Here is a 20,656-nt window from a genome sequence, read left to right as displayed (position 1 = left end):
GTTAAGCCCCGGAGCGCCCATGGTACTGCCTTCGCCGGCGGGAGAGTCGGTCGCCGCCAACCTTGTCCCTCGCTTCGCCCCCTCGCGGTTCGCCCGCCGAGGGGGCGTCGCTGTTTCTACCCCCCCCACGGCAGGGGCCGCCCATCGTTTGCACAAGGTGCTAGGGCAAGTCAACGCGGACTTAAAGGAGCTAGGGGAGAAGGCCGGTATTGCTACGCCGCTGACGACCTATGTCGCCCGGCACTCCTTTGGTACCACGCTGCGTCGCAGCGGTGCCAATACGGCCGTCATCTCGCAAGCTATGGGACACAAATCAGAAGCTGTTACTGCCATCTACCTAGAATCGTTTGCTTCCGAACAAGTAGATGCCGCTTTTGAAGGCTTGTTATAAGCTCAGAGGGCTTAGGGTAGTTTTCCCTCGGCAAACAAGAGCCGCGTTTCTAAACCAGAAACGCGGCTCTTGTTCTATCAGTAGCAATAATACTGGGGCTAAGTCGCATCCATTGTTGCTGCGTCTGAACGTTTAGTTTACTCATCGACAAGTTGGTTTTTACTATGCTTTGACTACTAAACGGGTATCCTGAACCGTACTAAGCCTGTTGAAGGCTTGGTTGTAGTACTTGACGATGGTGCATAGCTTGTTCAGTCAAACGAACGTGGCTGTTGCAGAACTCGGGCTAGCCGATTAAGCCGGGCATGAGGTAACCTTTTCGATGCACCCGATTGGTGCTTCCCACGCCAATACGTGCTGGAAGGCTGGTGGCAGGGCAAGGCCAGCTGCATGGCCACCGCCTGCTGGGGCGGTGGCCAGCAGCTTTTTGAGGTTGTAGGCCACGGCCGCCAGCAGCATCGTCTTGTGGGCGCTGGCGCGGCTACGGGTGTTGACCCGACGCAGGCCGTAGAGGTGAATCAGGTTGCCGAAGACGGGCTCGACCGTGCTTTGCCGTCGTCGGCGCATGGCCTGGCCTTGCCGGCTCTGCTGCCGGGCCCAGGCCCGGCGGTAGGGCGGGTCGTATGCTGTGCGGGTGAGTTGCTTGCGGCGCGCCGTCGGGGCACAGGTCGGTTTCAGCGGGCACTGCTTACAGTCTTGGTAGGCCGCCCAATAGATCTTCAGCCAGCCGCCGTCGGCGGTCGTGTCGTATTTCTGGAAGGGCAGCGGCTTGCCCGCCGCGCAGGTGTAGGTATCGGTGGCCAGGTCGTAGCGGAAGCCTTCGACCTGCGGCTTGTACTGTCCGAAGACGAGAATCCAGCCGGTGAGGCCCCACTCTTCCAGCAGCGCGTAGTTGAAGCCATTGGCGTAGCCGGCGTCGGCCAGCACATCGCGCCAGAGCAGCCCTTGTGCCCGCAAACGGGGCAGCAGCTGCCGCACGATGCCGGGCAAATGCAGGCTGTCGCGGCTATCGGCGAAGTCGGCCTGTACGTGGCTGATCACGCCCGCTGCCGTGTCCACGGCCAGGCTGCAGAGGTAATTGAGGGCGCGCACTTTGCCGGGCTTGACGGAGACGCGCGCGTCCGGGTCGGTGGTGCTGTAGTGAGTCTTGTTGCTGAGCAACCGCGCCTTGGGATGGCTAGCGCCGGGTGCACCCGGCGCGGCCTGCCGCTTGGCTTGCCGAGCGGCTTCGTTGCGCAGCTGGTGGGCCGGGACGGAGAGCACGGCCGCCGCGTGCGGCGCAGCTGTACTCGCTTCGGCCGGCTGCTTCGGCTGCAGGCTTTCGAGCGCCGCGTTGGCTTTCACCGGCGCCGAGTCGACGGCCTGCGTGTCGCCGGCGACCAGTCCCTGCGCCACGCACAACGCAAAGACCCGGTCAAACAACTGCTCGAACAACGCCGGCGGGTAGAGCTGGCGCGTGCGGCTCACGGTCGAGTGCCAGGGCAGCTCCTCGTCCAGCCCGTAGCCCAGGAAGAGCAGTATGTCCAGCCGCATCGCGCGGTGCTCGAGTAGGCGTCGGTCGCTGACCAGGTTCTCCAGCCGCCCTACCAGCAACAGTTTGAAGAACACTACTGGATCAAGCGAGGGCTGGCCCGTGTGGCTGTAGAGTTCGGCGGTGGCGTCGTAGAGAAAGCTCAAGTCCAGTAGCTCGTCGAGCCGCCGGTACAGGTTGTGCTTGGGCACTCGTTCCGAGAGCCGAAACGAGGGTATGGGCCGCTCCAGGTACTGCTTCTTGCCTTGCATACTCTCTCTTTACGCGAAGCATAACCACCCCAGGCAAATGCTCTTCCTGTTCTGCTGACTACCGCCAGTAGCTAGGCGTTGTACCAAACGGATTCGGCCTGTGGGAGGGAACGGCCGCTGCGGTCGAAAAGCAAGGTTAAGTTGGTCGCAAAGGGCGGAAACATTACGTCCCGCTCCCACTGCTCAGGGACAGCTGGAAAGCGGTTTCTGAACTGTTGCAAGAAAGTAGGCCAGCCAGGCAAGGATTCAGTCAACCGGACGGACAGTCCCTTACCGAAAAACAGGTCCACACCTATTTCATCGACCACTAAGCAATCGAGCTTGAACCCAAATGCGCTCTGCAGATCGGCCCACTCGTATTGGCCAGTCCCATAGGGCGGGGTAAGACCAAATCCGCTCTCGCCATAGCGGAACGCACCCGTTGCGTCGGGTAAACCAACAGCTGACATAATCGAGGAAACAAAAAGGCCGAAGCAAAACGTCCCTTGAAGATGAGCAATAGTTCTGCAACAGCCACGGTAGTTTTGTTTTCCGTCATTAGGGAAGCGTGGGCAGCAGTAACTCAAGGCCAAGCACGCGCAGGCAGCGGGCCAGTACGGGGCTGACGTTGCTCAGCCAGATGACGACACCGCTGCGGCGTAGTAGCAGCAGTTGCGAGACCACGTAGCTAATGCCGCGGGTGTGCAGGCAGGTCAGCGTTCGGCAATCCACCTGGAACTGCGGCTGAGGGTGCTGCGGGGCGGCCGCCAGGGTACGGGCAAGCTGCTCAACGTCAACGGCGTCGAGATTCAAGGGCGTAAGCGCATGCTGCCCTTTGGTGGGCCGTGCGGAAGTGTTGGGAGTTTGCATAGGTTGCAGTAGGTAGGGGGCCGGTAAAGCGCCGACCGTGGGCACTAGTCCAACTGGGCTGCTGACGGTGCTAAGCCAGCCGCAACCAACAGGTAGGGGCTGGCAAGCTCATTGGAGTACTGGCACCGCTTTCGGCCGTCCGCACGGTTGTTTGTCCTTGAGCCGGGGTGTCTAACCGGGAGCGACGGGTATCTTGGGCCGGGAAGTGAAGCGGCTCGGGCACCGGCAAGCACGTATGGGCCGCAGAAGTAGTAAAGTGATGCATGGGAAGCCATTTGGCGGTGAAAGCAGATGCCTAGGCATCAGACTGGTTATTTCAATTCGCTAAACGACGTCCGCAACCGATTCGCTCCCTGTTTAGTACGGGTTTGAACGGGGACTAATGCCGATTTTGCAACGCGCAAAATCCCACCTCGACGGCCCGCTAGCCTGCACCAATGGCAGAATAGGCCGGGGTTTGCCGCAGCTCATTACCTATCAGGCCACCCACCCTACGGCTGGCCCACGCCCCGCCGGTGCGGTGCTCAGGTAGCAGCCGGTAGGGGCAGGCGAATGCGTACAAAGGTGCCGACGCCGACTGCCGAGCCCGCTTCCATCTGCCCGCCGAGCAGCTCCACCCGGTCGCGGATGCTGCGGAGGCCCAGACCGGGCCCTTGTGCGGTTCGGGCCCCGAAACCCACACCGTTATCCTCGGCGCGCAGCAGCACGAAGCCCGGCACGGCTTCCAGCGTCAGGCTGGCTTCCGAGGCCTGTGCGTGCTTGACTATATTCTGCCCCAGCTCCTGCGCCATGCGGTACAGGGCCACCTGCAGCGGCTTCGGCAGCGGGTGCGGTAGTTCTTCCAGGTCCACCTGGCACTCGAAGTGTAGTTGCCGGCTGCTGAGCTTGCGGCAGATGTCGCGCAGGGCCGGCTCCAGACCGTACTCGTTCAGAATCACGGGCACCAGCTCGTGCGAAATGGCGCGGGTCTGGCGAATGGCATCGGCCAGCAGCTCGGAGGTGCGCTGCCAGCCCGCGTCGGCGGCGCGCACTTGGTCGAGCTGCAGCTTGGTAGCGTACAGCACCTGCCCCACGCCGTTGTGCAGGCCCTCGGCGATGCGCTGGCGTTCGGCTTCCTGGGCCTCGAGCACGGCGTTGAACAGCTGCTGCTGCTGGGTTAGCCGCAGGCGCAGGTTTTCGGCTTCCAAGCGCTGCAGGGCGCTGACGTCCAAGTCCACGCCCAGCACCCGCGCGGGATGGCCGGCCTCGTCGGGGAGCACCACGGCCCGCAGGCGCACGGTCTTTTCCTGCTCGCCCACGCGCAGGTGCAGGGTTTCCTCGAAGCCGCCGCTGCCCGTGCTCAGGCGGTGCACCAGCTGCTCGGCGCGGGGCTGGTCTTCGTCTGCCACCAGTCGCAGGTAGACGTCCGGGCTGACGGGCTGGCCCAGCGGCAGGCCGAGCAGCTGGTACATGCCCGTCGACCAGTGCATGGTGCGCGTGGCCAGGTCGTAGTCCTAGCTACCCAGGCCGGCCACGGCTTCGGCCTGCTCCAGCAGGCGCAGGTTTTTCAGGCGCTCCTGCTCGGCCGTTTTGCGCTCGGTGATGTCGAGGTTGGTGGCTACCAGGCCGTCGCCGAGCTTCACGAACTGGCAGGCATACCACCTGGAAAAGCCTTCGTGCGGGTAGTAATACTCCGTGCCCTGGGGCTCACCCGTTTCCAAGGTCCGCACCGCCAGGTCGAAAATTCCAACCTCGCGGATGCCGGGGTATTCCTGAGCATAGAGCTTGCCTTCCAAATCCGTGCGCCCGGTGTCGCGCTCCAGCTCTTGGCTCACCAACACCAGGCGAAAGTCCTGGATAACGCCGGCTTCGTCGCGCACCGCTTCCATGACCGACATGGCAATCAGGTTGGTGTCGAACACGGACTGCAGCAGGTCGCGGCTGGCTTGCAGCTCCTGGGTGCGCTCGGCCACTTGCTGCTCCAGCTGCTCGCGGTGGCGGGCCTCGGCTTCGCGCAGGGCGGCTTCGGCGCGCCGGCGCTCGGTGGTATTGGTGAACAGCACGGCCACGCGGCGCGCATCGGGCAGGCCCACGGCAAATACGTAGGCATCAAACCAGCTGTCGAGCACCGGTGAATAGGCCTCGAAGCTGACCGTTTCGCCGGTGGCGCCCACGTGGGCGTACCGCTCGTACCAGATTTCTTCCAGGCCGGGGATGAGCTGGCGCGTGGTCTGGCTGAGCACGGCGGCGCGCGACAGGCCGGTGAGGCGTTCGAACTGGGGATTGACTTCCAGCCACTGCCAGTCCAAAGGCGCGCCCGTGGCCTCGTCGGCGGGAATGGCCTGGCCGATGCCGAAGCCCTGCTCCATGGTTTCGAACAGGGTGCGGTATTTGGCTTCCGAAGCTCGCAGGGCCTCTTCGGCCCGCACAATGGCCGTAACGTCGGCCGAGATGCCCACGTGGCCCAAAAAGTGGCCCTCATCGTCGAACAGCGGCGTGGCGTAGTTCTCGAACCAGTGCCATTCCCCGTCGTGGCGGCGCACGCGGTTGCGGTTTTGCCAGCGGCGCTGCTGCTGCACAGCTTGCTGGTAGCTGGCCAGGTAGGCAGGAGCGTCGTCGGGGTGAATGAGCGTGTGCCAGGCTAGCCCCTCCACGCTCTCGGGCGTGTGGCCGATGTAGTTGAGGAAGTACTGGTTCACGAACTGGTTTTCTCCCCGCTCGTTGTTGAACCAGATGAGGGCCGGGGCGGTGTCGGCCAGGGTGCGGAACTTCTCCTCGCTCAGGCGCAGGGCGTCCTCGGCCTGCTGGCGGGCGGTGATGTCGTAGCTCACGGCCAGCACAGCCTCCACGGCGCCGCTGGGGCCGGGCAGCGGCACCCCACGCGTGAGGAAGGTGCGCCCGCCCTGCGCGTGCTCGTGCTCAAACGGCTGGCCCGCCAGCGCCTGGGTGAAGTGCCGGCGGTAGGTGCCCCACTGCTCGGGCGGAGCCAGCTCGCGCACCAGCCGGCCCCGGAAGTCGGCCGGGTCGTGGCCCACCGCGCGTAGGGCTTCGCCCTCGGCCAGCTGGTAGCGCAGCTCCCGGTCGACGATGAACATGGCCGCGCCGGGCAGGTTGGCAATCAGGACTTGCAGGCGCTGCTCGCTGGCGGCCAGGGCGGATTCGGCGCGGGCGCGCTCCATGGCGGCCCAGGTGCGCTCGGCAACTTCTTCGACCAGGGCCACCTCGTCGGCGGTGGCCTCGTACGGCACGGGGAAATGCACGAAGAAGGCGCCCACCAGCCGCCCACCTTTGACCAGGGGCACGCCTACGGCGGCCCGAACAAAGCCCGCGGCGTAGGCCGCCCGCTCGGTTTCGTTCAGGCGCGCCTCGTGCGCCGCATCGGTTACCACCGCGGTGCGGCCGGCGTGGAGCTCGGCAAAGAGCCTCGGGCCAAAGGTGTCGTTGGGGTAGCGGCCGGCGAAGCTCGGCACGCCGTCGGTGTAGTCGTGGTGCACGACGAAGTGCGCGTCGTCGGCCTCGATTTCGGCGTAGGCCGCGCGGCCGGCGCCCAGGTACTTCCCGAGCACGCGGGCCGCTGCGCTTTGCACCTCGACGGGGGCGGTGAGCGGGCGCAGCGCATCGCTGAGCTGCAGCAGAAACTGCTGGCGCAGCTCGGCCAGCTTCCGCTCGTGGATGTCGGTGGCGGCGCCAAACCAGTCGGTGATGTCGCCGTGGGCGTTGCGCAGGGGCCGGGCCTGCACCTGAAACCAGCGGTAGCCGCCCTGGGCCGAGCGGATGCGGTGCTCCTGGTGCAGCGGCTCGCCGTCGGCCACGGCGGCCCGGTAGCGCTGGGCCGAGGTGGGCCGGTCGTCGGGATGGATGGCGTCCGTCCAGCCGTCGCCGGCGGCGTCGGGCGTCTGGCCGGTGTACTCGTACCAGCGCTGGTTGAACCAGGTGGTGTCGCTGCCGGGGGTGCTGCGCCAGAGCAAGTCAGGCACCAGGTTGGCCACAGCGCGAAACTTCTCTTCAGAAATGCGCAGAGCTTCTTCGGCGCGGGCGCGCTCCACGGCGGCCCAGGCGCGCTCCGTTGCTTCTTCGAGCAGCGCAATTTCGCCCGGCGTCCAGCGGCGGGGCACGGCCGAAACCGCGACAATGACCAAGTGCGGCTGGTTTTCGCCGTTGCGTAGGGTAGCGGCCATCATGGCACGCAGGCCAAGCGCGCCGATGTTTTCCCGGTCCGTATTGGAGAGACCTTTGGTCTGGGCGAAGTCCTCGATGACCAGTGTGCGGTCGAACACGACGCGGAAGGCTTCGGGAAAGTCGGAGGGACGAATGCTGGCCGGCATTGGGGGCACCCGGTCGTTGCCGGTCTGGTGCGTGATGTCGGCGCGGTCGTCTTCCAGCCGGTACCTGGCCACGTAGCAGCGGTCGAGCTGCAGGTGTTTGCTAAGCAGGCGGAGCGCGCGGTTGGCCACGGCGTCGGCGTCGGGTTCGGCGCGCAGCGTGTCAGAAAGCTTGAGCAGGAATTGCTGCCGCTGCTCGGCCTGCTTGCGGGCGGTGATGTCGTTGAAGACGATGCACACCTGCCGGCTGCCCGGGCCGTCGACCCGCGCGGCGTAGGTGTCGTACCAGCGGCCGGTGCTTGCGTGAAAGTTTTCGTGGCGCACGGCCTGGCCGGTGCGCACCACCTGGGCGTAGGTGTCGAGCCAGTGCCGCTCCGTGGCCGGCACCAGCTCGCTCACCAGGCGGCCCCGCGCGCCGGTCACGCCGGTTTGCCGCTCAAACACGGGGTTTACTTCGAGGAAGCGGTAGTCCAGGGCCGTGCCCTGCTCGTCCGCCACCAGCTCGATGATGCAGAAGCCCTCGTCGATGGACTCGAACAGGGTGCGGTACTTGGCTTCCGACGCCCGCAGGGCTTCTTCGGCCTGGGCGCGCCGCAAGCGTATCCACACCCGGGCGGTTACTTCCTGCAGCAGCTCCAGCTCCTGAGCTTTCCACTGCCGGGCCGTGCTACAGGTCACGCCCAGGTCGAATACCCAGCGCCCCTCCACCAGGTAGGGCGTGTTGACCAGCGCGCCCACCTCCAGGGCCCGGAAGGCCGCCACCTGCTCCGCCGACCGGATGCCGTCGGCCACGTCGCTGACCACCATGGGACGGCCCGAAGCCAGCAGCTGGTTTTCCGCGTCGGTGTGAAAATCAGCCAACGAGTGGGTGCCCGCCAGGGCCGGCTGGCCGGCGGGGCCGTGGTCGTGAAGCACGGTAAACTCCCCGGCTTCGGGGGCTATGGCCACGAAGGTGCAGCGCGCCAGCTCCAGGTGGCGGGCCAAGCGTTGGGCGGCCATTTCCAGAATTTCCTGGCCCGAGCTCAGCGGCGCGAAATCACTCATCAGGCTGGCCAGGAACGCCAAGTTGGCTTCGCGGCGCTTGCGCTCGGTGATGTCCTGAAACACGACGGCTAGGGCCGGGCCCGTGCCGATGCGGGCGGCCTGCACCTGGTACGAGCGGCCGGTTCCTTGGTGGTACTCCTCGAAATGGACGGACTCCCCGGTCTTTACCACCCGGTCGTAGGTCGCCATCCACTGCGGCTCGGTGGTAAACAGCGAGCGGAAGGTTTTGCCGGCGACATGCTGCAGCCCCGTCTGGCGTTCGAAGGTGGGGTTGACTTCGGCAAAGCGGTAATCTGTGGCGGTGCCCTCCTCGTCGTACAGCACCTCCAGCACGCAGAAGCCTTCGTCAATCGAGTTGAAGATTTGTTGGTATTTATCGGTCGCTTTCTGGGCCACTTCGTCTTTGAGGCGCAGCACCTCTTCCTGGGCTTGCTTGCGCTCGGTGATGATTTCGTTGGTGACCAGCACCTGGCCTGCCATGGGCACGGCAATCAGCCGGAACCAGTGGCGCAGGCCTTCGCCCTCGTACCACAGCTCCACGTCCTGCAGTTGCTGCTGTTGCAGGGCCTGCTTCACTGTTTCGAACACGCCGCTTTGCCTGACCGTGGGAAAGACCTCTGTGAGCAGCCGGCCGGCGGGGTTGAGCCCCGTCATTTGCTGGGTGAAGGCGTTGGCGAAGACCACCCGAAAATCCACCAGCTCCTGGTCCTGGTACACCGGCTGGTAAGCGGAGATGGACGCGGGAGAAGAGTCGACGATGGTCTGGAGCAGGCGTTGGGTTTCGCGAAGCTCTTGTTCGGCTTGTTTGCGGGCGGTGATGTCGACGGCGGTGGCCACCAGGCCGTCGTCCAGCTTGGCGGCCATCAGGTGAAACCAGTGCTCGGCGCCCTTCAGGGTAAGCAGCACTTCGGCATCGAGGGGCTGACCGGTTTCCACCACGTCCCGGTACATTTCGAACACGGGGGTGGCTCGAATGCCCGGGTATGCCTCCGAATACCGCCGGCCGGTGCGGTCGGTGGCAGCGTACTTGCGCGCCTCGCGGTTTTCGAGCTGAAAGGTGAAGTCGACAATGTTGCCGGCCGCGCCGCGCAGGGCCTGGTGGTAGGCTATGGGGTTGAGCGACACGTCGAACACGGTTTGCAGCAGGTGCTGGCTGGCGCGGATTTCCTGCTCGGCCTGCTTGCGCTCGGTGATGTCGCGGGTGGTGGTCACGCCGTCGCCGAGCTTCACCACCGACTGGTGAAACCAGCCGTCGAACTGCTCGTGCACGTAGTGGCGCTCCGATTGGTCGGGCACGCCGGTTTCGAGCACCCGCTTGAACGTGTCCAAGATGCCTTCTTGCACCACGCCGGGGTTGAGCTGGCACAGGCGCTGGCCGATGACGTCGCCATACAGGCGCTCAGCGGCGGCGTTGTTCAGCACCCAGGCGAAATCCACCACTTGGCCCTGCTCGTCGCGCACGGCCTCGAACACCTGCACCAGGTCCAGGGAGCTGTCGATGGTGGCCTGCAGCAGGGCGTGGCTTTGCTGCCGTTGCTGCTCGGCTTGCTGCCGCTCGGTCACGTCCTGCACCAGCCCCCGCAGCTTCACGGGCGTGCCCGCGGCGTCGCACACCACGTTGCCGTGGGCTTCGAGGGTGCGCTCCTCACCCGTAGGCCAGTAGATGCGGCGCAGGTAGTGGTAGGGCTGTTTCGTGCGCACGGCCTGGTCGAGTACCTGCCGCACGTGGGCGGCATCGTCGGGGTGCGAGCGGGCGTCGATGAAGTTCAGCGTGGGCACGAAGGCTTGCGGGGCCTCCCCGAAGAGGCGGAACATGCCGTCGGAAAAGTAGAAGCGCCCGGTGGCCAGGTTGGCCTCGTAGGAGCCGGTGCGGGCCACGTCCTCCACGGCCAGCAGCAACTCGTGGCTGCGCTGCTGGGCGGTTTCAGCCTGCTTGCGGGTCGTCACGTTGTCCCAGAACACCCAGCGTTGCGCCTCGGCCGCCGGGGCCGTACGCTGGGTGATCCACTGCCCGGTGTGCGGCAGCCAATACTCGGCGGGCGGCGCGGCGGGGTCGGCCAAAGCCGGCAGCAGTTCGGCCGGCAGCACGGCGGGCTGCGCGGCTTCGGGCCGCCGGCCGAGGACGGCGGCCGCGGGCAGGCCCCACAGGGCTTCAGCGGCGGCGTTGAGCTGCGCTACCGTGCCGTCGGGGGCCAGCAGCACGCCCCAGGGCACGGCGGCCAGCAAGGACGCGCTCTGGCCGGGGGCCGAAGCGGTATGATTGGCCGAAGCACGCGCAGCGGCCCCAGGAATATCAGAAGTAGGCATGGCGGCGCAGAAAGCAACCGCGCAAGGCCGACCGGTGTACCGCGGCACGTACGCAGACCAGGCTCACGCGACGGGGCAACAGACGTGGAGGATAAGCAAATAACACGATTTACCAAGTCGCGGCAAGCTCGTCCGGCCTGCCGGGGCAGCTGCCGGCCCTGTACCGACGCACGCACCCCGCACCTGTACCCCGCTGCTGGGGTTATTCCCTGATTACCCACTGCCGGTTGCCGACGGTATTTATTTTGCGACCAGACGAGTCCTGTAGCACAAACCAAGGTTTTCAGCCGACTGCTTACCCTACACAGGTTCCTCAGTGGGGTAGTTTGCAAGCCAGCGTGTCGGCGGCTCTCTACACACGTAGCAACACTTATTTTGCTACGCAAGTAAACAGCAAAGGCTTTTTCATTCCTGGATAAGACCCTGAATTTATGGCATGCTGCAACGGAACCCACGGGGGGCTTGCCGCGTTTTGCCGCCACCGACGAAACGGCTAAACCGGCTGGCTGCGCCCGTTCGCTGCTTACGTTGCTGCTTCTACTACCACCAAGCGCCCAAGCTGTGCGGGCGCACTGTTTTCGGGGCCTGGCCCTGCTCTAGCTGGTATGCGTGCATCCCTTACTGTGCCCCCGACGGAAGTTAGGTCAACCGATAAGCTGCTGGAAACGCTGTGCGAGGTTTCGCTGACCGGCGTGGCGCTCTACACGCCCGTGTACGATGCCGCGGGGCAGCTCGCCGACTTGGCGGTGGCCTACCTCAATCCGGCCGCCCAGCGCCTGCTGGGGCTGACGGTCCGGCCGGATACTACCTATCGGCAGCAGTTTCCGGAAGCCCTGTTTGACGGTAGCTGGGCGTTTCACCGCGACGCGTTCCTGACGGGGCAAGCGGCGGCAGCCTCGCTGCGCTACGGCGGCGGGGGCGGCTTCCGCGTGCAGGCCCGCCGCACCGAGGACACGCTGGTGGTGAGCTTCGCCGAACGGGACGACCAACGCCCGGCCGAGCCGCAAGAATCGGCGCCCCACCAGCAGCTGCAGGCGTACGACGCCGTGCTGGCCGGCCTGCAGGAATTTGTGTACGTGTTTGACCTCGACGGGCGCTTTCGCTACGTTAACCAGCCCTTGCTGGACCTGTGGGGCCTGTCGCTGGATCAGGCCGTCGGCAAGAACTTCTTCGACCTAAACCACCCCGAGCCGCTTGCCAGCCGGCTGCAGGCGCAGATTAGCCAGGTAATCGACACCGGACAGGTGGTGGAAGGGGCCACGGCCTACACCAGTCCGGCCGGCGTGCCGGGCGACTACGAATACACCCTCGTGCCCCTGTGGGCCGCCGACGGCACGGTGGAGGCCGTGGGCGGGCGCACCCAGCCCGTTACGGCCCGCCGCCGGGCCGAAGAAGCCCTGCGCCGGGCCCACGCGCACACCGTCGACATCCTGGAAAGCACCACCGACGCCTTTTACGCCCTGGACGCGGGGTTCCGCTTTACCTACGTCAACCAGCGGGCGGCCCGGCTCTGGGGCCGCGACCGGGACGAGCTGATCGGCCGGCACTACTGGACGGAGTTTCCCAAAGCCGTCGGCAGCGAATCCTACCGCATGCACTACCAGGTGCAGCAGACGGGCCAGCCGGTGCACTACGAAACCGTGTCGCCGCTGCTGGGCACCTGGATTGACACGCTTATTTACCCGGGCAGCGAAGGGGGCTTGTCGGTGTTTTTCCGCGACATCACGGAGCGCAAATGCGCCGAAGCGGCCCTGCGCGCCAGCGAGGCCCGACTCGCGGCCGTGTTCGAAGCCCTGCCGGTCGGCATCGGCGTGGTGGATGCCAGCGGGAAGCTCACCCTGGCCAATGGGCAAATGCAGCGGTACCTGCCCACCGGCGTGATTCCCTCGCGCGACGAAGCCTCGGCCCGCCGCTGGCGCGCTACTCACCCGGACGGGCGCCTGCTGCAGCCCGCCGACTTCCCCGGCGCCCGCGCCCTGCGAGGCGAGAAAGTGGTGCCGGGCACCGACATGCGCTACACCCAGGAGGATGGCACCGAGGTCTGGGCGCAGGTCAGCGCCGTGCCGCTCATGGGCAGTGCGGGGCAGGTTACCGGCCATGTCACCGTCATCGTGGACATCGACGCGCTCAAGCGCGCCGAGGAGGCCCTGCGTGCCAGCGAGCAGCGCCTGCGGGCCCTGATCGAGCACCTGCCCGGCGGCGCCGTGTTCGTCGTCGACGGCGAGCTGCGCTACCAGCTGGCCGAGGGCGAGGTGCTGCGCCAGGACGGCTTCACCCCCCACGACCTGCTGGGCCGCACCGTGGGCGAGGTGCTGCCGCCGGAGCTGCGAGACCAGCACGAAGCTCCTTATCGGGCGGCGCTGGCCGGCGACGCCTTTACCGAGGAGCTGGAAGCCCACGGCCGCACGTTTCTGACCCGCGGCGTGCCACTACCGGACGCCGCCGGGCAAGTGGACGCCGTGCTGGCCGTGAGCTACGACATCACCGAGCGGAAGGAAAGTGAAGCGGCTCTGCGCCGCTCGGAGGAGCGCTTGCAGCAGGCCATGTCCATCAATACGGTCGGCGTCATCTTCTTCGACCTGCAGGGCGGCATCAACGACGCCAACGCGGCGTTTCAGCGCATGAGCGGCTTTTCCCGCGAAGACTTCGTCAGCGGCCGGGTGCGCTGGGACGAGGTGACGCCGCCCGAATTCATGGACGCCACGCGCCGCTCCCAGCACGAGCTACTTACCCGCGGCCAGAACACGCCCTACGAAAAGCAGTACATCCGGTCCGACGGCTCGCGCTGGTGGGGCCTGTTTGCCGGCAAGCGCCTGAGCACCGGCGAGTGCGTGGAGTTCGTGCTCGACATCACGGCCAGCAAAGATGCCGAGGAGCAGTTGCACCAGTCCCGGCAGCAGTTGCAGGTGACGAATGAGCAGCTGCGGCGCACCAATGTGGATCTGGACAACTTCATCTATACCGCCTCGCACGACCTGAAAGCGCCCATCACCAACATCGAGGGCTTGATCCTGGCGCTGCAAGCTCAGCTCCCCGACCAGGTGCAACAGACGTACGACGTGGTGCCGCTGCTGGGCATGATGCAGGAGTCGGTGCAGCGCTTCCAGCGCACCATCGAGTACCTGAGCGACGTCACGAAGCTGCAGAAAGCGCACGAGCAGCCGGTGGAGAATGTGTCCTTGCACCCCATCATTAGCGACGTGCGGCAGGACCTGCAGCCGCTCATTACCAAAACCGGCGCCCAGGTCGAGGTGGCCATTACCGCGTGCCCGAGCGTGCCGTTTTCGGTGAAGAACCTGCGCTCAGTGGTGTACAACCTGCTCAGCAACGCCCTGAAGTACCGCCACCCCGACCGCGTGCCCCACGTGCAGGTCCGCTGCCGGGAGGAAGGTGAGTACACCGTGCTGGAAGTGCAGGACAACGGCCTGGGGCTGGAGGCTGCCAAGCAGGCCGAGCTGTTTACCATGTTCCGGCGCTTTCACAGCCACGTGGAGGGCTCGGGCATCGGTCTCTACATGGTTAAGCGCATCGTGGAAAACCACGGCGGAAAAATCGAGGTCCACAGCGCGCTGGGCGTGGGCACCACGTTTACCGTCTACTTCCGCCGCTAGGCTGTGCGTCCGGCAAGGGGCACCGCTACAACCGGGAACGTTTTGTCGAACCTAAATGGGGGCGAAACACACTGGTATGCTATGCGCAGGTTTCTGACCGACGACAGGGCTTAGTAATTGCTCGTCACGCCACTTCGATGAAGAACGTGGTGCCCGCGTGCTCCTGGCTTTCAACCCAGATCCTGCCGCCGTGCAGCTTCACGATCTGCTTGGTGATGAACAAGCCCAGGCCGGTGGTCGTGTCGCCGTAGAGGCCGGTGCGGGCGGCCGAGCTGAACTAGTCGAAGAGGTGCTCCTGCAGCTCGGCCGGAATGCCCATGCCCGTATCCTGCACCGTCAGCCGGGCCCGACCGGCGTGCGGCCGCAGCTGCACGGTTACGCGGCCGCCGGCAGGCGTGAACTTCAGGGCGTTGGTGAGTAGGTTGTCGAGCACCCGGGCAAACTTCTCCGGGTTGAGGTGGGCGTGTACGACTTCCGCCGGCAGCTCCTGCACCAACTCAATGCCTTTTTGCTGCGCCGCTACGCGGTACACGATCAGCCGCGCGTCGAGGAAGGCGTTCAGGTCGAGGCGCTGCTTAACCAGCCGCTTGGCGTCCAGGTCGCCCAGGTAGAGCACGTCCTGCAGTAGGGCGTTGGCTTCGGTGCACGCGCGCTGGATCATCTCCAGAAACGCCCGCGTTTCCTGCTGCACGTCCGCCGGGCAGGCACCCAGCAGCGCATCATCGCCCTTGAGTACCTCCACCAGCATCTGGATGTTGGCCAGCGGGCTTTTCAGGTCGTGGGCAATGACGTGCATGACGGTTTCCTGCGCGTCGTAGAGGCGCTGCAGCGCCGCTTCGGCCTCCTTACGCGCTGTGATGTCTTCGAGCGTGGTGTAGCCCATTTCCCCAGCCTCGTCCGGAAACAGCACCGAGGTGACCTGGCACCAAAAGGACGAGCCGTCGGGCCGCATCAGGCAGGTTTCGAGCGAGAAGCTGGGCATCTTGTGGCTCCACAGCTGCTCCTGCAGCACGTTCCAGTCGTAGCGGTGGTGCGGGTGAGCAAACTCCAGGATACGGCGGCCGACCAGCTCGTCGGGGCTGGACAGGCCCAGCATCTGGGCCAGGGCCGGATTGGCCTGCCGAATGGTCAAGTCCTGCGCGATGATCTTGTGGCCCAGCGGCGAGTTGTCGAACACCGTGCGGAAGCGCACCTGGCTTTGCTGGTAGCGTTCGGCCAGCGCCTGGTGTTCGGCAGTTGCCGCTATCTGGGCTTGTAAGCGGTGGTTTTCTTCCCGCAGGGCTTGTAGCTCAACCTCCGGAGAGCTTAACGCAGAAGAGGGTTTGTGAGCTGAGTGCATAAGCGGACCAAAGTAACAGACTTCGTTTCATACGCACACCAGCAAACTTGGCTACCTCGCGCCGCAACGCGCTTGTAAAAGAAGGGGGCTAGGCTGAATCCGTTCCGTCAAGCTACGGCGGGTAGGGTCAGGTGCAGGCTCTGCTCCACGCCGTGCTGGAGTTCCTGTAACGTAGGCGGCTTGGGGACGCAGCGCGAGAGGGGCACGCCCGGCCAGGACTCGGGCAGCCGGTGCAAGTGCCAGGTTTCGGGAACCAAGAGCAGCAGCGGCACCGGCCCCCAACGGGCTTGCAGGTGGCGGGCCAGGTCGGATGCGTCCACGCTGTTATCCTTGGGAGCCGTGAGCACCACCAAGTCCGGTCGCAGCACGTCCGCCTGGTCCAGCGCCTGCGTGCCGGTTTCCACGGTCGTCACCCGCACGAAGCCCCAGCGCGCGAACTGTTGCTGGAGCCCGAGTTGCAGCGGGGCGCCGGGCTCGACAATCAGGATGCGGTGAGGAAGGAGCATAGCGTTGGGTACAAGAAGACTAATCTAAAGGTCGGTGGTACCGCGGGCACTTGGGTGCGTTGAAGTGCGGATTCCACCCCGTGATTTGTACCGAATATTGGCCGGCGCAGTAACCGTTGGGAACCGACGTCGTGAATCCGACTACCGGTGAAAGGGATTGGCACGGGGCCGTCCGTAGCCGAAGCAGACAAGCTGCCTGATATCAGGTTCAGAAGGAACTCCTCCGTAAAGCGAAACGACCATTTCGCTGAGTTACCCTTGTGAGGCGCACCATGAAAAGTGTCATCTTGAGGCCTCTCGATTACAGCATGGCATGGGTGCAGGGAAACCTAACTACCCGCATGGGTTCGTCGTGCTGCTGGTGGCTTTGGCTTTTCTCGTCTACAGCACCCTGCCTGCGTTCTTGCTCCGCGTTGATAGCCGCCGTTCTACCGGCACCATCACGGCCCTAAAGGAAGGCCACTTAGCGTAGCAGTACCGCAACGCTTCCGACGGCGACACCTACACCATTTCACGGTACGTGTCCGTTCCCGCCTACCTCGCCCTGCGCGATAAGCAGCAGCTCCCCGTCTGGTACCCTCGCTACCGCAAATCATGGAGGTCGACCTGCCTCCGGCGCTCTTGCCGCCTATGTTGGCCCTGCTGCTGTTGCTTGCCGTGCTATGGCAATGTGGTAAGCACCTTCGAACAGGAAGCACGAACCCATCTGCTTCGAAATACGCTTCTTTTACAAAAGGGGCCACGTTTACGGCACACCCTCTTTTTTGCAAACGTCAACACCGTCCATTTAGGGACAAGTTGTTCGGAAACGGACATGTTTTGCTGAATTACATTCATTCAATGTTGCGCCTGTGAGCTAGTTGTCAGGTAGTTATGCATATGGCGCGGGGTTTGAATTGCAGAGCAGGAACTGACCTATTCCCTGTTCGAAAATGGACAGAGCCATTTGCACTACCGTTACCAAGCATCGCCAACGCCGCCGCTATCTACTGGCCGCCACAAGCTTACACAAGTGGCTGAAAGCGCCGCCCAAGCAACAGGTGCGAGCAGACGGCAGCCACCAAAAGCTTTTCGTCCCGCAGGTGTTCGAGCGTGCCATCCCCAGCCCGGAGCAAGATCACCACGGCCCGGGCGGGGTGGTGAAACGAAACGGCCGCACGACCAAGGCACGCCGCGGTGGAGCGGAGGACTGGCTGGGCTGCACCGCTGCAATTCGCCTGGTGGGCAAAGACGTCGTGATGGTGCTCACGAACGCGGGTACTTGCCCCGGCTCGGAGTGGCGCGCCCGGTCGGCGGCCGTTCTCCGCAAACGACTTCGGCGCGGGGCCGCCTGTTGGTCGCCTCTCCTCAGCACCTGCTCACGTTTCAACCGGCCCTTTCATGCTGCTCTCCTACCTTAAACTTGCCTGGAAGGTCTTGCTGCGGCGCAAGTTCTTCACCTTTATCAGCCTGTTTGGCATCAGCTTTACGCTCATGGTACTGCTGGTGATTGCCGCCATATCCGACCACCTTCAGGGGGCCCACGCGCCCGAGTCGCGCATCAAGCGCATGGCGTTTATCACGTTTTTGAACCAGGGCTATGCGGATGGAAACCAAATAAATACCCCGCCCAGTCCTTACTTTCTGGATAAGTACGTGCGCCCGATGAAGTCGCCCGAGAAAATAGCTTTTTACTCGCTGTTTCGTGCCAGCCCCAGCTACATCGGCAACAAGAAGGTGGAACTCGATCTGAAGTTTACCGACAATGTGTTCTGGGAGGTCTTCGATTTTCGCTTCCTCGACGGCAAGCCCTACAACGCCAACGACCTGCGCGCGGCCAACCGCGTGGTGGTGATTTCGGAAACCACGGCCCGCGAGTATTTCGGCACAACCCGGGGCGTCGTGGGCCGCACCCTTGAAGTGGACCAGCGCCGGTTTCGGGTGCTGGGCGTGGTGAGCGACGTGTCGATTCTGCGCTTCAACTCCTACGCCGAAGTGTGGGCCCCCATGACCACCACCAAGGCCGACCTCCGCGGCCCTGCCCTGGAGGGCGAGTATTTCGCGGCGCTGCTAGCCCCCGAAGGCACCGACCTGGAAACCATCGACGCCGAGTATCAGCAGGTGCTAAAGCGCGTGGTCAATCCCAACCCCGACGTAAAGACGCTGACCGCCCACGCCGACGGCCTGTTGGCCACGTTGACCCGCCAAATCTTGGGGCAGGGGGAGTCGGAATCACCCAAAATCACGGCCTTTTACTTTATCGCCTTTGGTCTAGCCTTGCTGTTTATGGCGTTGCCGGCGCTGAACCTGGTGAATATCAACCTGAGCCGCATTATGGATCGTAGTTCCGAAATAGGAGTGCGTAAGGCTTTTGGCGCCACCAGCAACACGCTGGTGGGGCAGTTTCTGATCGAGAATATCTTTCTGACTCTACTGGGTGGGCTGTTGGGGCTCGCCTTGGCCTACGGTGTCCTGGAGCTAATTAACGACGCCGGTTTGATTCCTTACGCCCGGCTCACGCTCAACGTGCGCGTATTTGGCTGGGCCCTGCTGGCGGCCGTGTTCTTTGGGGTACTGTCGGGCGTGTATCCCGCCTTCAAAATGTCCAGGGTGGCGCCCGTTGAAGCCCTGAAAGCCAGCGCGAACTAATTGTGTTTTCATGGCCTCTGCCTCCTATGATACGTCATCTGTTGATCCTGATATGGAACCGCAAGCGGTCCAACATGCTGCTGGCCGTGGAAATCTTGCTGTGCTTTTTCGTCCTCTTCGCGGTGAGCAGCCTGTTTCTGTTCAACGTGTACCACTACCGCCAGCCGCTGGGCTTTGATTACCAGAACGTGTGGGAAATCAACGTTGACCCCGACGCGGATACGACCGACTTCCATCAACAGCTTCAGCTTGCCGTGCAGCGCCTAAAAGCCACCAAAGGCGTGGTTGGCGTGAGCAAAACGGGCCGTAACACGCCCTTTTCCTTTAGCTCGCGGATCGGCATCTATTTCTATAAAGGCAAAAGAATGCCCAAAAACGCAAACCACGACGCCGACGACGAGTTGCGGGAAGTGCTGAAGCTCAACGTGGTGGAAGGCCGCTGGTTCGACAAACGCGACGCGGCTAGCACGCGCGTTCCTATCGTGATCAACACGGCGTTCAAAAACGCCGCGTTTCCCAGCGAAAAAGCAGTGGGCCAACTGTTTACCGACGAAAAAGGCGAAAAAGAGTGGCAGGTAGTGGGGGTGGTGGACTACCGCGCGAAGGACGACTTTGCCGAAACTATCCCCGTTAGCTTTCGCCGCCGCGTGCTGGAGTACGATACCGCTCAAAAAAGCACCTATGGGGCGGCCGTTTTTCTGGTGCGGGTGCAGCCCGGCAGCGGCGCCTTGCTAGAGCAACAGCTAATCAAGGAAATCACCACCGTGGCAAAAGGCTGGTCGGTGACGGTAAATTCCCTGGAGCAGAACCGTGCGCTGAGCCTGAAAATCGCGGTGACGCCGCTTATCGTGCTCGGGCTGGTATGCGGCTTCTTGATTCTGAGCGTGGCGCTGGGATTGTTCGGGGTCTTGTGGCTGAGCATCAGCAAGCGCCGGGGCGAAATTGGGATACGCCGGGCGATGGGCGCCACGGCCGGCGCTATCGGCAGCCAGATGGTGGGCGAGATTGTGGTCGTCACGACGCTTGGCGTGTTGCCGGGGCTGCTGGTGGCGGCGCAGTTTCCGTTGGTGGGCGCGCTGGACGTACCGGCCGGCGTGTACCTGATGGCGATGGGGCTGGCCGCTGCCCTCATTTACGGCCTCACGGTGCTCTGCGCCCTGTACCCGAGCCGGCTGGCGGCGGGCATTCACCCGGCGGTGGCGCTGCGGGAAGAGTAACCCCGCACCGGCAGGCCCGGCGGCTTTTTCGCGTGCTTGCCCTGCTACAATAGCCCGTATGCGGCTGATGGTTGACGAGACATCGCCGTGCGTACCGTCCTGAGCCTGTTGCTGCGGCGGGCCGCCCCCGGCCTGCGCTTGATGCTCCCGGACATGTTTTTCTCCCTCGCGACTACCGGCCCCGGCGGCCTGACTCTGCTGGCTGAGTTGGGAGACGGTTGGTCCTGGCGCTGTCCGTGGTACTGCTCACCGGCTGGGGCTCCATCGAATTGACCGTGGCCGGTATGATGAAGGCCGGCGCCGCCCAGTTTCTGACCAAACCTTCATCTAACTGAATGCCTTTTCCAGAAAGTGGAACAGCCGTTTTCTTCTACAACTCCACCAGCAGCTGAACCGCAAGCTCGACCTAGCGCCAATGGCTGAAGATGGTTCAGAAAACTCGTACAGCAATCAAAGTACAAGGTTGCCTATCTAGGCGATGAGAAATCTGTAGAACAGCTCTGACCGATTGGCTATGTCCACCAGATTATATATAGCAGATTCACAGACAATGTAGCTGCTGGCGCTCCGCGTACGTAAGCGGCTGTATGCAAGCATACTCGATGGATTTGCGTCAGCGCGTGGCGCAGGCGCTGGCCGAGCCGGGCGCCCGGCAGGCCCAAGTGGCCGCGCGCTTTTGCG

The 20,656-nt window shown here is 64.0% G+C and carries 10 protein-coding genes and 1 pseudogene; 4 read left to right on the top strand and 7 right to left on the bottom strand.

Annotation, left to right across the window (positions count from 1 at the left end):
• The first annotated feature begins 157 nt into the window (after positions 1-157).
• Complete coding sequence (locus B0919_RS25820) at positions 158-391, top strand: tyrosine-type recombinase/integrase (RefSeq protein WP_254846669.1); 234 nt, start codon at positions 158-160, stop codon at positions 389-391.
• Between the two features lie 294 nt (positions 392-685).
• Here B0919_RS25820 and B0919_RS24370 read toward each other — a convergent pair whose 3' ends face one another.
• The 5 genes from B0919_RS24370 to B0919_RS24350 all read right to left on the bottom strand — a co-directional run bounded on the left by B0919_RS24370 (position 686) and on the right by B0919_RS24350 (position 10,674).
• On the bottom strand, positions 686-2,173 hold the full coding sequence (locus B0919_RS24370; RefSeq protein WP_078014923.1) for an IS1182 family transposase: 1,488 nt from the start codon (positions 2,171-2,173) through the stop codon (positions 686-688).
• A 71-nt stretch (positions 2,174-2,244) separates the two neighbouring features.
• A complete protein-coding gene (locus tag B0919_RS24365; RefSeq protein WP_078014922.1) occupies positions 2,245-2,622 on the bottom strand; it encodes a hypothetical protein in 378 nt (125 codons plus the stop codon).
• 88 nt (positions 2,623-2,710) lie between these two features.
• Complete coding sequence (locus B0919_RS24360; RefSeq protein WP_078014921.1) at positions 2,711-3,022, bottom strand: STAS domain-containing protein; 312 nt, start codon at positions 3,020-3,022, stop codon at positions 2,711-2,713.
• A gap of 524 nt (positions 3,023-3,546) precedes the next feature.
• On the bottom strand, positions 3,547-4,491 hold the full coding sequence (locus B0919_RS24355; RefSeq protein ID WP_078014920.1) for a sensor histidine kinase: 945 nt from the start codon (positions 4,489-4,491) through the stop codon (positions 3,547-3,549).
• Positions 4,492-4,515: 24 nt separating this feature from the next.
• The gene (locus B0919_RS24350; protein ID WP_078014919.1) at positions 4,516-10,674 is read right to left on the bottom strand and encodes a PAS domain S-box protein; all 6,159 of its coding nucleotides are present in this window, start codon (positions 10,672-10,674) and stop codon (positions 4,516-4,518) included.
• A 605-nt stretch (positions 10,675-11,279) separates the two neighbouring features.
• Between B0919_RS24350 and B0919_RS24345 the strand changes: the two genes are divergently transcribed.
• Positions 11,280-14,285 carry a PAS domain S-box protein gene (locus B0919_RS24345; RefSeq protein ID WP_078014918.1) on the top strand — a complete coding sequence of 1,002 codons (3,006 nt, stop codon included), beginning with the start codon at positions 11,280-11,282 and terminating at the stop codon, positions 14,283-14,285.
• Between the two features lie 124 nt (positions 14,286-14,409).
• Here the strand turns inward: B0919_RS24345 and B0919_RS24335 are convergent.
• Together B0919_RS24335 and B0919_RS24330 are read right to left on the bottom strand one after the other, a co-directional pair.
• Positions 14,410-15,624, bottom strand: a pseudogene (locus tag B0919_RS24335) (ATP-binding protein).
• A 107-nt stretch (positions 15,625-15,731) separates the two neighbouring features.
• The gene (locus B0919_RS24330; protein ID WP_078014915.1) at positions 15,732-16,130 is read right to left on the bottom strand and encodes a response regulator; all 399 of its coding nucleotides are present in this window, start codon (positions 16,128-16,130) and stop codon (positions 15,732-15,734) included.
• Positions 16,131-17,510: 1,380 nt separating this feature from the next.
• Between B0919_RS24330 and B0919_RS24325 the strand changes: the two genes are divergently transcribed.
• The gene (locus tag B0919_RS24325; protein ID WP_078014914.1) at positions 17,511-18,758 is read left to right on the top strand and encodes an ABC transporter permease; all 1,248 of its coding nucleotides are present in this window, start codon (positions 17,511-17,513) and stop codon (positions 18,756-18,758) included.
• Between the two features lie 26 nt (positions 18,759-18,784).
• Positions 18,785-19,975, top strand: coding sequence for an FtsX-like permease family protein (locus tag B0919_RS24320; protein ID WP_078014913.1), 1,191 nt, complete (start codon positions 18,785-18,787; stop codon positions 19,973-19,975).
• Positions 19,976-20,656 lie beyond the last annotated feature (681 nt).

The sequence above is a fragment of the Hymenobacter sp. CRA2 genome (genome assembly GCF_002007105.1).
Lineage (GTDB): Bacteria > Bacteroidota > Bacteroidia > Cytophagales > Hymenobacteraceae > Solirubrum.
The sequence above is the reverse complement of the archived record's forward strand: the minus strand, read 5'-3'. Positions and strand labels throughout refer to the sequence as shown.